The organism is Vibrio sp., from assembly GCF_050299255.1.
Classification (GTDB): Bacteria; Pseudomonadota; Gammaproteobacteria; order Enterobacterales; family Vibrionaceae; genus Vibrio.
The window spans coordinates 1-14,227 of the sequence record NZ_JBNKVP010000083.1 but is presented as its reverse complement, the minus strand read 5'-3'; the positions used below and the strand labels follow the sequence as shown (position 1 = coordinate 14,227).

General features: G+C 51.4%; 11 protein-coding genes and 1 pseudogene. 6 read left to right on the top strand and 6 right to left on the bottom strand.

The window, feature by feature from the left end:
• The 4 genes and pseudogenes from ACQY6F_RS16165 to ACQY6F_RS16150 form a co-directional block, all read right to left on the bottom strand.
• A pseudogene (locus ACQY6F_RS16165) lies at positions 1 to 683 on the bottom strand (sensor histidine kinase); the annotation flags it as partial.
• A gap of 12 nt (positions 684 to 695) precedes the next feature.
• On the bottom strand, positions 696 to 1,433 hold the full coding sequence (locus ACQY6F_RS16160) for a response regulator transcription factor (RefSeq protein ID WP_428775872.1): 738 nt from the start codon (positions 1,431 to 1,433) through the stop codon (positions 696 to 698).
• Positions 1,434 to 1,508: 75 nt separating this feature from the next.
• Positions 1,509 to 2,195: a spondin domain-containing protein gene (locus ACQY6F_RS16155; protein ID WP_428775870.1), complete on the bottom strand. Its 687-nt coding sequence runs from the start codon at positions 2,193 to 2,195 to the stop codon at positions 1,509 to 1,511.
• A gap of 10 nt (positions 2,196 to 2,205) precedes the next feature.
• Positions 2,206 to 2,862, bottom strand: coding sequence for a spondin domain-containing protein (locus ACQY6F_RS16150; RefSeq protein ID WP_428775873.1), 657 nt, complete (start codon positions 2,860 to 2,862; stop codon positions 2,206 to 2,208).
• A 200-nt stretch (positions 2,863 to 3,062) separates the two neighbouring features.
• On the opposite strand from ACQY6F_RS16150, the gene ACQY6F_RS16145 reads away from it, so the two are divergent.
• On the top strand, positions 3,063 to 3,995 hold the full coding sequence (locus tag ACQY6F_RS16145; RefSeq protein ID WP_428775868.1) for a LysR substrate-binding domain-containing protein: 933 nt from the start codon (positions 3,063 to 3,065) through the stop codon (positions 3,993 to 3,995).
• 8 nt (positions 3,996 to 4,003) lie between these two features.
• Positions 4,004 to 4,387, top strand: a complete 384-nt coding sequence (gloA2, locus tag ACQY6F_RS16140) for an SMU1112c/YaeR family gloxylase I-like metalloprotein (RefSeq protein ID WP_428775867.1) — start codon at positions 4,004 to 4,006, stop codon at positions 4,385 to 4,387.
• An 11-nt stretch (positions 4,388 to 4,398) separates the two neighbouring features.
• Here gloA2 and ACQY6F_RS16135 read toward each other — a convergent pair whose 3' ends face one another.
• Positions 4,399 to 5,142, bottom strand: coding sequence for a phosphatase (locus ACQY6F_RS16135; protein WP_428775865.1), 744 nt, complete (start codon positions 5,140 to 5,142; stop codon positions 4,399 to 4,401).
• Between the two features lie 203 nt (positions 5,143 to 5,345).
• Between ACQY6F_RS16135 and ACQY6F_RS16130 the strand changes: the two genes are divergently transcribed.
• The 4 genes from ACQY6F_RS16130 to gnd all read left to right on the top strand — a co-directional run bounded on the left by ACQY6F_RS16130 (position 5,346) and on the right by gnd (position 12,320).
• The gene (locus tag ACQY6F_RS16130; RefSeq protein ID WP_428775864.1) at positions 5,346 to 8,219 is read left to right on the top strand and encodes an HD domain-containing phosphohydrolase; all 2,874 of its coding nucleotides are present in this window, start codon (positions 5,346 to 5,348) and stop codon (positions 8,217 to 8,219) included.
• Positions 8,220 to 8,641: 422 nt separating this feature from the next.
• Positions 8,642 to 10,144: a glucose-6-phosphate dehydrogenase gene (gene zwf / locus ACQY6F_RS16125; RefSeq protein WP_428775862.1), complete on the top strand. Its 1,503-nt coding sequence runs from the start codon at positions 8,642 to 8,644 to the stop codon at positions 10,142 to 10,144.
• Positions 10,141 to 10,857: a 6-phosphogluconolactonase gene (pgl, locus tag ACQY6F_RS16120; RefSeq protein ID WP_428775860.1), complete on the top strand. Its 717-nt coding sequence runs from the start codon at positions 10,141 to 10,143 to the stop codon at positions 10,855 to 10,857. Before zwf ends, pgl begins: the two co-directional genes overlap by 4 nt.
• Before the next feature lie 14 nt (positions 10,858 to 10,871).
• The gene (gene gnd / locus ACQY6F_RS16115) at positions 10,872 to 12,320 is read left to right on the top strand and encodes a decarboxylating NADP(+)-dependent phosphogluconate dehydrogenase (protein ID WP_428775859.1); all 1,449 of its coding nucleotides are present in this window, start codon (positions 10,872 to 10,874) and stop codon (positions 12,318 to 12,320) included.
• 118 nt (positions 12,321 to 12,438) lie between these two features.
• Here gnd and ACQY6F_RS16110 read toward each other — a convergent pair whose 3' ends face one another.
• Positions 12,439 to 14,178, bottom strand: a complete 1,740-nt coding sequence (locus ACQY6F_RS16110; protein WP_428775857.1) for a methyl-accepting chemotaxis protein — start codon at positions 14,176 to 14,178, stop codon at positions 12,439 to 12,441.
• Between the last annotated feature and the right edge of the window lie 49 nt (positions 14,179 to 14,227).

The window sequence follows — 14,227 nt, the reverse complement described above, 5'->3', positions numbered from 1 at the left end:
GGCACCTGATGGTTGAAATCGGGCGCCAGGTGAAAGTCATGCTCTGCCTGTTGCTGCAGTTTTCGAGTCACCGATTCCATCGGTAACAGTAAGCTCCACCGGACCAACCAGTAAGCCAGCAAGGCATAGCCAATGATTGATAACAGCAACAGAGCAGCCAGTGTCAGGTAAGGCGTATCCAGCTGCGCGTTGGCAATAGCACTGTGGCGGGAACTGCCAATAACCACATACAGATAGCCCATCACCGAATCGGCATCTTTGATCTCAGCCACCGAGAATACTTTCTGCTGCCCGCTGTCGCGCGGATCCTGTCCCATTATCGGCAGCGGCGCTCCTGCCAGAAATTGCCGGATTGGTTCCAGCTCAACCGCAGCCGCCAGCGATACCCCATCCGGCGCGGCATGGCTGGTAATATTGCCCTGCCGGTCGAGAAAGTAAATTTCAAAGTCGGGTCCGATTAGCATCAGGGTATGAAATATCGCTTTCAACGCCACCGGGTTATAATCAGTGCCGATCATCAGTGGATTGTCATCTCGCATGTGCTGCGCCAGGTCGCGATGCAGGCTCTGTTTGGTGACCATTTCGACCCGGTTTCGGTGCCAGTCATAGGTGGTCGCGATCAGTAGCGTCATAACGCCAAACCAGACACTGGTCAGCAGCAACAAGCGTGATTTAAAACTCATAATAACTCCGCGTTACCCTTCTGGCTGGAACTTATACCCCACGCCCCACACCGTCTGAATATAGTCATGGGCATGCTGGCTCTGTTGCAGTTTGCTCCGCAGGCGATTCACTGTGCTGCACACGGTGTGCTGATAACCGCTGTGGTCGGTGTGCCAAACATGCTGCAACAGCTCATCTTTGCTATAAACCCGGCCCGGTTTGCGGGCTAAAAAGTAGAGCAAAGTAAACTCATTTGCCGTCAGAACAACAGACTGTTGGCCGATTTGGACCTGATGTTGATTTGGCCAAATCGTTAGCTGACCACAACGCAGTGACGGCGATTCCATTTCAGTGTCGGTTGCTGGTCGGGTGACCTGCTGCTGGCTGACCCGGCGCAGAATATTGCGTACCCGCGCCTGAAACTCCAGCACGCTGAAAGGTTTGGTTATGTAGTCATCGACACCGGCTTCAAGTCCGTCGACTTTATCCAGCTCGCTGTCACGGGCGGTCAATATCAGCACCGGGGTCCAGTCCTGCCTGGCCCTGAGCCCACGACATAGTTCCAGCCCGTCGCCATCCGGCAGTCCTCTATCCAATACCAGCATTGAAAAGTGCCCGGCCTGGTACTGCTGTTGTGCATCCTGAAGATTGGTTACCCTGGTGACAGTATGTTCCTGAAATTTCAGATGCATCTGTATCAGAGCCGCCAGATCTTCATCATCTTCCACCAGCAAAATATTGGCCGCTGGTACAGTTTGCTCAGCTAACATGTTTGCCCCTCATTCCGATGGTCACTCGCTAAAGACCGGAACGAGGAGCAACAACTTTCAGTCAGGCTGAAAAGTTTACTTAACCCGGGTTATCGTCAGCATCGCGCCGGGGTTGTTAAACCTGTGGGTCGCGTTCAGTGCCGAACTGGCCAGGCCATCGTCGGCGCTAATCACCCCTGAATGAAACGATACCTGGTCAACATCATCGCGCGCGGCGTTAAACCCTTCCCCACCCGCAGCAGGTCCGGGAACCGTGGCGGCGGATTCATCATCCAGCTCAGTGCCTGCATCCCACACCGGCACCGGCATTTGCAGCGATTCACCGACTTTGAGCGACAGCAGCTCCACATTCGCAGAACCGACAAAGCCATCGTTGGTATTCACCAGCATGGACGCCAGCGAGAGATAACCGGATTTGTTGCGATTGATGGTCAGCTCCAGTAGATCCGACTGGCCCGGCAAAATCACACCATTGCCGGATAGTGCCAGCTCAATATCACGGTTGCTGTCCTGCATGGCGAGTAAGCCACTGTTGTCACCACCCTCTGCCAGTTGCTCCAGTTCCAGCGAAGCGCTGCTGCCAACAGCAAACAAATGGAAATCCTGATTATGGGTAATGACCGCCATCGGAGAGAGGGGTTGATTAGCCGTCAGGTTCTGTAACTGCACGGAGTAGCGGTACTGGTTACCGGTCATATTGTCGTCCGGACAACCAAACAGCGCGCCGATGGCCGCAGTAATAACAAGTATGCGAAATTTCATCATCGCCTCCTTAGTTAACCACAATCGTTATGGTGGCTACCGGGTTCAGCCAGCGATGGTTGGTGCTGTCGAGGTCACTGATTCCACCGCTGGCGTCCGTATCCCCCAGATTGCCCGGGTGAATATGAACCACGGGATTGGTCACGCTCATTTCTACTCCGCTACCGCCGCTGCCAAAGGTGATAAATGGTGGGTTGGGTATGCTGGCGGCCAGTTCATCGTTGGCTTCGGTGCCGGCATCATAGCCGTAAAGCGACATATGATAGGTACCGGGTTGGGAAGGAATGGCCCAGCTATCTAAGCCGACAAAGCCGTCGTTGGTTGGTAGCAGCATTGCCGCGAGCGATAAATAGCCCATAGCGCCGCTGTCGATGGAAAACTGACTGCTGGCACCAGGGTTAAGAATGCCACCGGCCGGGTTCTCTACCACCACACCGCCGGCATTACCGATGACGCTTGACAGCCCGGAAATATCACCCTCTTCCGCGAGGGCTTCCAATTCAGCGCTGGCGGCCTGGCCGGGATGAAACATACGTAAACTGTCGTCATGGGCGGCGACAAGCAATGGTGTGAAATATATGCCTTTCGTGGCGTTGGTTACGGTAATATCCAGCATCGCCGAATTCACTGCGCCGCTCGCCAGAGCGCCCGCCGTAGCCAGGGCCATCAGGCCAAGTTGAGTCGATTGCTTCATGGTGTTGTCTTCCTTTTAACTGGTTGTGCCTCTGTCGCAACAGGGCCATATTCAACGCTCCCAGTAAGGATGACGGGCAAAGTTGTCAGCCATCTCACACCATTCTCATAAATTTCTCACAAAGCAGCTTTTCATTTAAACTCAGTCCATTAGTCTGTTTTTGAGTCCCAACAATGTTTAATCCTAAACTGGTTGCGCTATTACCGGATCTGGCCACCTTTATCCTGGTAGTCAACGAAGGCAGTTTTACCGCTGCCGCGAAAAAACTCGACGTTACCCCTTCGGCACTGAGTAAGTTAATCACCCGGCTGGAAAAAGCGCTGTCGGTAAAACTGTTTGAACGAACCACCCGCCAGCTGTTGATTACTCAGGCCGGGCAGAAAGTCTATGACCAGGCAGTAGTGATGTTAAACGCGGCGCAGCAGGCGGTAGAGTTATCCAGTGCCGACCACAGCGTGCCGTCTGGCTCGCTTACTGTGGCTGCGCCGGAGGCTTTTCTTAACTCGGTATTGCAACCGTTCGTGGTGCCCTTCCTACAGCGTTACCCGCAAATTCAGCTCAAACTGCGCGTCGCCGACGGGGAAATAAACCTGTTTCGCGACGACATCGACGTGGCCTTTAAGCTCACAGACAAGCCGGACGAGAACCTGGTGGCGATAGAGATCGGCAAGACTAACCTGGTGCTGTGTGCCAGCCCGGAGTATATCGCCGAGCGTGGTATGCCCAGCCATCCTACAGAACTGTCTGAGCACGATTGCCTATATCTGGCGGAAACCAGTCGCGATAATGTGTGGGATTTTCTTAAAGACGATGAGTTTTTTCCGGTTGCCGTCTCCGGTCGCTACGCTGTTAACCATTCGCAAATGCGCCTGACCGGGGTAAAAAATGGTTTGGGTATCGGTATCTTCCATGATTTTGTGATTGCCGATGCGTTAGAGCACCAGCAGGTGGTCCCGGTGCTGCCAGACTGGACAATTAAGAGTAACTATCACGGCGCGATTGCGCTGCAGTATCCGCAAACTAAGTACATGCCGGCCCGGCTGCGGGTATTTATCGACTATGTCACCACGGAACTGGGCAACAAGCTGGCTTCACAGCCTAAATAGGAAAACGGATGTTTAACAGATTTCACCACGTCGCCATCATATGTTCGGATTATCAACGTTCACGCCATTTCTATACCCGAATTATGGGCTTTGAGATCATCGCTGAGAATTATCGAGCCGAGCGGGATTCGTACAAGCTGGATCTGGCCTTACCGGGCGGCGGCCAAATTGAACTGTTCAGTTTTGCTAACCCACCCTCGCGCCCCAGTCAGCCTGAAGCCCAGGGCTTGCGTCATCTGGCGTTTGAAGTGGACGACGTTAGCCAGGTTAAACAGTATTTGGAACAACAAGGCGTGGAAGTAGAACCGATCCGAGTCGATGAATATACCGGTAAATCATTCACCTTTTTCAAAGACCCGGATCAACTGCCGCTGGAAATCTACCAGGCGTAAGCCCTGCTAAATTACCACTGGGCAAATTCTGCGATGGTGGCACGGCCGCGCAGTTGCAGGAAGGCAAGGAACTGCTGAGGGGTATGGGTAACCACTTTTTGCGGATCGACCCCAACCTGTTCCAGCATCTCACTGACCAGTGTCAGATCGCCTACGTCCTGGCAGTAGTGGGCGTCGCTGCCGGTGGTAAAGTAAACGCCGATATCACGGCCAAGCTGAGCGATTTCACGGCAACGTTCCACACTGCCTACCCGGCTGTGACCCCGTAGCGTAGTGTTGTTAATCTCAATTGCGACATTGTGCTGCGCTGCGCATTCCAGCACCGGCACAAAATCAAAATCGAAATTTGGATTACCCAGATGCCCCAGCGCATCGCAACGGCCTGCTTTAATGGTGTTGATCAACGCTTCAGTATGCACCTCGGCACTCTGCGGCACAAAAACCGGCTCGTGAAAACTGCCAATCACCCAATCCAGGTTCTGATCCACGCTCGGATGCAGATCAATCTCACCGGATGTATTGAGAATGTTCGCCTCAACACCCCGAACAATGGCGACCTGTTCGATAAAGCGGGGCAATATTTTCTGGTTGGAGAAGAACCAGTAATGCGGCGCGCCCGGCATCGATTCGGCATGGTCGGTAGTACAGAACATTGCCAACCCTTTCTTACTGGCCGACTGGGCATTTTCAATCAAAGTACTGTATGCGTGGCCACTGGCATAGGTATGAGTATGCGTATCTACACTCAATTTCATGGTGATGTGTCCCTATAGTCTGTTGTCTGGCTACATCCTATCAGTAACCGTTCACAACGTCTGCCCGCAATTGCGCTCCAGGTTGCACAAGCACACCAACTCGCTAGCAAACCTCTCTCTCAAGCAACTAATTTTTATTAAACTTTTTGCAACATTTCTGGATTGAACAATACTTAATGGGTCATTTATCAATGGATGGATCTATGAAGAAGCGCCGTTACTCGCTTAGTATACATATCACAAGCTTGTTTCTGGTATTAACCACGTTGGTTGGCGTGGTGCTGATTTATGTCAGCTATCAGCATGCCCAGCAATTGCTGTCCGGCAGTGTGCGTGAGATCAGCCATGAAAACAGTCTTAAGCTGCAATCAGCGTTTAAGCAGAGTACCGGTCCTATTTTTACCACGCTCGATTTTATGGCCTTGAGCCCCGTGGTGGAATCCAGTGCGCCGCCTATTGAAGAAACACGCTTTCTGGCCTCACTTGGTTTGATTTTTCAACGTAACATCCATCTGACTTCGCTCTATTTCGCCAATGAACTTGGAGAGTTCACCATTATCCGGCCGCTGCGTACCAACCTCGACCGAGCCCGTTTTGAAGCGCCGGATAAAGCCACCATGCTGATCAATGTGACTAATCTGAGCGGACTGAATGAGTTCTTTTTTCTTGACGGTAACTATGAACAAATTGGCTTTCGCCACGGAGATGCCAGCCAGTTTAATCCAACAATTCGTCCCTGGTTTGTTAACGCGGACCGTGATGGTGAAATTCGCGTAACTGAACCCTATTTCTTCTATTTCTTACGCACCACCGGGATTAGCCTATCGCGACGCAGCATAAGCGGCGAACAAGTGGTTGGTGCCGATTTTACTATCGATTCCTTGTCCAGACAGGTCAATGCCATCGCGCTTTCCGATAGTTCCAAACTGGTGCTGTTTGACAACAAGTTCAGGGCATTAGCCCAGCATCAGGCCGGGCTGGATCTGTCACGGGAAGCGGAAGACACTCAAAAGCGGCTAGAAGCCAGTGTATTCAAACCGATACTGAATCGCATCAGTAGTCAACCATTATTTGAGACAGTGCAGCGCGACAATATCAACTGGTCAGTCACCCTGACCCCGGTCAATCTGAGCCAGCACGTCAGGCTGTTACTGGCAGAAGCCAACCCACAGGAAGATCTGCTGGCCAATCTGATTTCTCTGCGCGACAAACAGATGACGATAGCCATCATTCTGTTACTCAGCAGTATTGTCGTCGTTTGGGTGGTGGCAAACCGCTTGACTAATCCGTTGCATAAACTGGTACAGCTAACCGAGCACATCGCCCGGTTTAATTTTCGTAAGACGCGCTACCCGCGCAGCATGATAAAGGAAGTCTCCGACCTGACCCAATCCATTGAGCTAATGGAACATACCCTGCATGATTTGCTCGGCCTTCTGAGAGACACCGCCAGTAATACCGATGTAGAAGTCCTGGCTAAAACCATCACCCACCAGAGTTTCCTGGTGACGAAAGCCGAAACCGTGGTGCTGTACATGTACAGTGAAGAGCAGCAGCAGTTTGAGATCGCCTCCACGCACGCCATTATCCCGTTCAAAATCGATATCAACGAGTTTCTCACCGATACGGCATGGTTGAGCACCAAACTCAAACTGGGCGAAGTTATTCATCTCAATCGGGACGATAACTCCCTCAGCCGCCACAAAGACTATCTCTACAACTCAGATATCTATCTGTTCCCACTGCTGAGCCCGGCCGGGGACCTGATTGGCGTACTCAATCTGGGCTATGAGCGGCCGATCTCCGGAGAACAGCAGGATAAACACGCCCTGCTACGTGAACTGCTCCACTTTGCTGAGATTGCCAAAGATAACATCAATCAACTGCAACAGCAGCGGGAGTTGTTTACCGCATTTGTACGAGCAACGGCAAGAGCCATTGACACTAAGTCCTTCCACCAAACCCACCATTGCGAGAGGATTCCTGAACTGGTCAACATGCTCGCCGAAGCGGCCGAACTGGACGATCAGTACTTCCCCCGTTTCGGCCTTACCCGGGATCAGAAACAAGAACTGACATTGAGTGCCTGGCTGCATGACTGCGGCAAAATTGCCACACCGGAATATATCCTGGATAAAGCGACCCGGCTGGAAACCGTTTACGACCGTATCCATGAAGTCCGTATGCGCTTTGAAGTAATGAAACTGCAGGCCGAGGTCAATTACTGGCAGGATTTACACGAAGGTGGTGACAAAGGCGAGCTGGAACAAACGCTTACCGAGCGGCTGCAACAATTGGATCAGGATTTTGCTTTTGTCGCCCAGTGTAACAATGCTCGTCATCCGTTGACCGATGAAGACATTATCAGGCTTGGCCAAATCAGCAAAATGGAATGGAAACGCACTCTGGATGACCAACTAGGCGTAAGCCTGATGGAACTGCAGCGTGCCGGCGAGCCTTCCCGCCTGCCGTGTTGGGAACCGTTGTTGGCCGATAAGCCGGTTCATCGCTTCCCGTGGCCGGATCCGCGGGAAGTCATACAGCTACAGAACAACTACTCGATTCAACCGGGAGACTGGCGTTTTGACCGAGGTGAGCTACATAACCTGACAGTGCGTAGCGGCACCCTGACGGAAGAAGAACGGTTTGTCATCAATTTACATGCGGTGGAAACCGAGCAGATTCTGTCTGCGCTTCCCTATCCGAACAGCCTCAGCCATATTCCCAATATCGTCGCCGGTCACCACGAGCGCATGGACGGCAAAGGCTACCCAGTCGGAATCAAAGAAGAACAGCTTTCTATACCGGCCCGGATACTGGCACTAGCCGATGTGTTTGAAGCGCTCACCTCAGGTGAACGTCCGTACAAACAGGGCAAAACCCTGGACCAGGCGGTTGAAGTGATGACGGAAATGGCGACCAGCGGCCATATAGACCCCAAACTGTATATCGTCTTCCTGGAGAACCAGCTCGATCAACAGTACGCTGAGCGTTTCTTGCCCGACTCGCAGCATATCGAGTTCGATCGGGTCGAACACATCAAACGTGTTAAACGTTATTTAAAAAGTATGTTTTAAACAGGTTTGTATTTACCCGCTTAAGCCGCAAAAAATGCCAAGGCGGTTAGACAAACCATTTGATTCAGCAGGTTTTAATTGCTTGTGACCCACGAAATTCGTTCAACATTTCACCAGTTGCACCACTGCCGGGTATTTTAAACATTTCTATAACAATTAATTCTCATTTTAACTATATGTTTTTATTGGTTTTTATTTTATCACCCTAACTTATGCCTGTTCAGCAGTTGAGTTCACCATTCGAGTCATGGAGAATACCCAGCCGTATTGACTATCCTCTCTATTGTTACAGCCAAAAAAAGACTGTCCTTTTACAGCAATAGACAGGATCGATTATCTAATTTTGGGTGGTGTTGATAGGTTTGGCCTGAACCAATTCTTATCACAACTCGCAACAAGTACCTCGTTCTAAGGGAAAGATAATGGTAATTCCAGAAAACAGCAGCATCGTTATTTTTGGTGCGTCCGGCGATCTAACTTATCGCAAGTTAATCCCGGCTTTGTACCACCTCTATGCGAGCAATCAGCTACCTGAATCATTCGCGATTTTAGGCGTTAGCCGAACCGAATACAGCGATGAGTCTTATCGTGACAAGCTTAAGCGTTCGCTTCAGGAAATGGAAAAAACCGAACCTGAAACGCTAGACGCATTCATCAACCACCTGCATTATCAAGCGCTGAACACTTCAGACACTCAAGATTACACCAAACTGACCAGCCGCCTGGACCAACTGGCAGAGCAGTATCAGTTTGAACAGCGCAACGCACTATTTTACCTGGCAACCCCGCCAAGCTTATACAGCGTTATCCCGGCAAGCCTGGCTGCCCACGGTTTAAATGACGAACAAGACGGCTGGAAACGCCTGATCATCGAGAAACCGTTTGGATACGATTTAGCGTCTGCCGAGAAGCTGGATCACGAAATTCACCAACATTTCCAGGAACACCAGATCTACCGTATTGACCACTACCTGGGTAAAGAAACGGTTCAGAACCTGCTGGTATTTCGATTCTCTAACGCCATGTTTGAACCGCTGTGGAACCGCAACTACATCGAATACGTAGAGATCACCGGCGCTGAATTCCTTGGCGTGGAAGAGCGTGGCGGTTACTACGATGGCTCCGGTGCCGTGCGTGACATGTTCCAGAACCACCTGCTGCAGGTACTGGCAATGGTGGGCATGGAACCGCCAGCACAGATCAATGCAGATTCAATGCGTGACGAAGTGGTCAAAGTACTGCAATGTCTCAAACCGTTGGATGAAGAAGACCTGCGCAACAATCTGGTGCTCGGACAGTACACTGAATCAGACGTGCGCGGTGAATTCCTGCCGAGCTATCGTGATGAACCGGGCGTGGCTGAAGATTCACGTACCGAAACCTATGTTGGACTGAAAGCGTATATCAATAACTGGCGCTGGAATGGTGTGCCGTTCTATGTACGCACCGGTAAACGTCTGCCTACCCGCGTCACCGAAGTGGTTATCCATTTCAAACAGACGCCGCACCCAGTGTTTGGACAGAATGCACCTGAAAATAAGCTGATTATTCGCATCCAGCCTGACGAAGGCATTCAGATGAGCTTCGGCCTGAAAAAACCTGGCGCGGGTTTCCATGCCAAAGAAGTGAAAATGAACTTCCACTATGCCTCGCTTCAAGAAACCCAACTGCTGACCGCTTATGAGCGTCTGCTGCTCGATGCCCTAAACGGCGATGCCACTCTGTTTGCCCGTAGTGATGCAGTAGAAGCGTGCTGGAAATACGTTCAGCCTATCCTGGATTTCAAACAAGACCCACAGTCTTTATTTGGCTACGCTTGCGGTACCTGGGGACCGCAGGAATCGGATCAGTTGCTTCAACGCGACAACCGAGCCTGGCGTTTCCCATGTAAAAACTTAACTGATACGGATTATTGCGAATTATGATTAATCACAAGATCTTTCAAACGGCGGACGCCGTAGTGAAATCTTTAGCCGATGACATGAAGGTGTACAGCGAGCAAGGCCGCCCGGTACATATCTCTCTGTCCGGCGGCAGCACGCCTAAGATGCTGTTTAAACTGCTGGCGTCAGAGCCTTATGCAAGCTCTATCCAGTGGCAGAACCTGCACTTCTGGTGGGGTGATGAGCGTTGCGTGGCACCAGACGATGCCGAAAGCAACTACGGTGAAGCAAACGCTTTGCTGTTCAGCCAGGTCAGCATCCCGGCAGGCAATATTCACCGTATTCTGGGCGAAAATGAGCCACAAGCAGAAGCCGAACGCTTTGCCAAAGAGATGGCAGATGTGATCCCAACTGAAAACGGCACACCAGTCTTCGACTGGATCCTGCTGGGTGTCGGCGCTGATGGTCATACCGCTTCCCTGTTCCCTGGACAAACTAACTACGACGATCCAAACCTGTCATTGGTGGCCAGTCATCCCGAATCAGGTCAGCTTCGCGTATCTAAAACGGCGAAAGTGCTGCAAGCGGCAAAACGGATCAGTTACCTGGTTCTCGGCGCAGGTAAAACCGAGATCGTTTACGAAATTCACACAACTCCGGCGGAAGAGTTGCCTTACCCGGCAGCGAAAATCCAGTCAGCAACTGGTGAGACGGAGTGGTATTTAGATTTAGACGCAGCTGCAAAAATTGCGTGAAGGAGAGAAATAAAATGAAAGGTGATATCGGTGTAATTGGCCTGGCAGTAATGGGCCAGAACCTTATCCTGAACATGAACGACCACGGTTTTAAAGTAGTGGCCCACAACCGCACCGCGGCAAAAGTTGACGAATTCCTGCAGGGACCAGCAAAAGACACCAACATTGTTGGCGCCTACTCTCTGGAAGAGCTGGTTGAAAAACTGGAATCACCACGCAAAGTGATGCTGATGGTACGTGCCGGTGCTGTGGTTGATGCCTTCATCGACCAACTGGTTCCTCTGCTGGACAAAGGTGACATCATCATCGACGGTGGTAACACTAACTACCCGGATACCAACCGCCGCGTGGCTGCGCTGCGTGAAAAAGGCATTCACTTCATCGGTACCGGCGTATCCGGCGGTGAAGAAGGCGCACGTTTCGGACCGTCTATCATGCCTGGCGGCGCGCCAGAAGCCTGGGAAGCGGTAAAACCTATCTTCCAGGGCATCTCTGCCAAAACTGACGCTGGCGAGCCTTGCTGTGACTGGGTGGGTAACGACGGCGCTGGTCACTTCGTGAAAATGGTTCACAACGGCATCGAATACGGTGACATGCAGCTGATCACCGAAGCTTACCAGTTTATGAAAGACGGCCTGGGCATGTCTGCCGACGAAATGCAGGCTGTGTTCGCGGACTGGAACAAAACCGAGCTGAACAGCTATCTGGTTGAAATCACCGCAGACATCCTGGGCTACAAAGATGAAGACGGTGAGCCGCTGGTTGAGAAGATCCTCGACACTGCTGGCCAGAAAGGTACCGGTAAATGGACTGGTATCAACGCGCTGGATCTGGGCATTCCACTGACACTGATCTCTGAATCGGTATTCTCTCGCTGCCTGTCTGCTCTTAAAGAGCAACGTGTTGAAGCGGAAAAACTGTTTGGCAAAACCATCTCTCCGGTGGAAGGCGACAAACAAGAGTGGGTTGATGCGCTGCGTCAGGCTCTGCTGGCTTCAAAAATTATCTCTTACGCACAAGGCTTTATGCTGATGCGTGAAGCGTCAAACGAAAACGGCTGGGATCTGAACTACGGCAACGTGGCGCTGATGTGGCGTGGTGGCTGTATCATCCGCTCTGCGTTCCTGGGCAACATCCGTGACGCATTCGAGAACAACCCTGAACTGGCGTTCCTGGGCTCAGATGACTACTTCAAAGGCATCCTGACCGGTAGCCTGGCCGCATGGCGTAAAGTGGCAGCGAAATCGCTGGAAGCCGGCATCCCAATGCCTTGTACCACTTCTGCCCTGACCTTCCTGGACGGTTATACTACGGCTCGTCTGCCAGCGAACCTGCTGCAGGCTCAACGTGACTACTTCGGTGCGCATACTTACGAGCGTACTGACCGTGCCCGTGGTGAGTTCTTCCACACCAACTGGACTGGTACCGGCGGTGATACTGCGTCAACCACGTATGACGTGTAAATAAGCTTTACCGTTAACGCAAAAAAGGGTGCTGATTCAGCACCCTTTTTAATTTTCCGGACTCAAACAGTGCGTTCGAGACTGAGTTGAATCAGCGAGCAAGTCGCTGACTCCATTATTAACTAACTTTAAAACGACCGACGACTTCAGACAGGGCCTGAGAGGTGGTACTCAATTCACCACTGACCGCGGTAGCCTGATCGGCGTTATCGTTCAGTTGTCGCACCATCTCCTGAATTGCTGCCATATTACGGCTGACTTCCTGAGTCACCTGGCTCTGCTGCTCGGCAGAAGTCGCCATCAGAGTGTTCAGGTCATTGATTTCCACTACTGAGTCCGTCACCACATTGAGCGAGTCCATTACCTGGTGGGTACGTTCGGCTGTCTGCTCACAACTTTGACTGGTGGAAGCCATTTCGTCCACAACGCTGTCGGTGGTGCGGTGCAGTTTATCCAGCATCTCACCGATTTGAGACGTGCTTTCCTGAGTACGTGCCGCCAGGGCGCGAACTTCATCTGCAACGACCGCAAAACCACGTCCCTGCTCACCCGCTCGCGCCGCTTCAATCGCCGCATTAAGCGCCAGCAGGTTGGTCTGTTCGGCGATCTCACCAATCACTTGCAGTACGGTACTGATCTGTTTGGCGTCCTGGCTCATGGTGCCAATGGTGCCGGACATAGAGGTAACCTGATCCATCAGAGCCGTTACGCTGTCGACCGCATTGGTCACGGTGACTTTCGCTTCACCGGCGTGCTGGTTGGTTTTATCGGTCAGCTTGGCCGCATCCGACGCGCTCTGGGCAATGGAACCGGCCGTCGCACTCATCTCTTCGATAGCGGTAATGGCCTGCTCGGTTTCTATGGTATGGCCGTGCAGCGTTTGCGTGTTGGATTGTGACTGCTGGCTTAACTGCCCTACCGCCACATCAATCTGAGACGAAGAGTGCGACACCTCAACAAACATCGTCTGCAGTTTTTCGATAAACAGGTTAATAGACTGAGAAATCTGGCCAATTTCATCCTGGCTGGAGACCTCTAAGCGCTGGGTCAGATCGCCGTGTCCCTGAGACAAGCCTCCGACAACATCTTTCAAACGCAGCAACGGCTTGAAGGAAACGTTAAGCACCACAATACCCACCAGCACGATCAGCAGTCCGGTCACCACCAATGCCAGGGTAATGCTCCAGTTCAGATTGGCGGTGTTGGCTTCAATTGAACTCTCATCAATATAGCCAGTCAGTTGCCAGCTTTGCTCGCCAAGCTCAACGGTACGACTGACCGGGATCAATTGGTCGCCATTTTTATTGGTATATACGGTAATGCCGTTATCCGACACTAATTCAACAAAACTGCCGTGCGCAGCGTACTGACTGACAGCCTCGCCAACCGCGGATAGATTCAGTACGAAGAAATAGACTGAATCATCAGAGCGACGGCTGGATATAGTAATAAATGGCTTGCCATCGATTTCAGTCACCGGGCTAATCATGATACCTACCGGATGCCCTTTTGCCTGGGCAATAAAACGATCCGATTCTTCATCACTCATGGCGCCGGTATCATCAAAGGCATAGCTCACCACCACTTTAACGATGCGCTCAAAGCCAGAGTTATTCTTAACTTCACCAATGTCCAACATGTTAACTGTCAGGCTTTCCGCCATGTTCAGTTTGGTCTGCAGATCGAATTCCAGTTTTCGTTCAATCAGGTCAATGTTGTGAGTAATATTTTTGGTATCGGAACGATAGATGTAATCACTGATGAAGTAATTTACGCTGATGTATGACACCAATATAGTGGCAACAATGGCGGCAATAATCAGCGCCACAATTTTATTTTTAAACGACAGAGTGGTCATAATTCTTGTATTCCTTGAAACAAACGACATTTAGTCGCTGCGATATCCA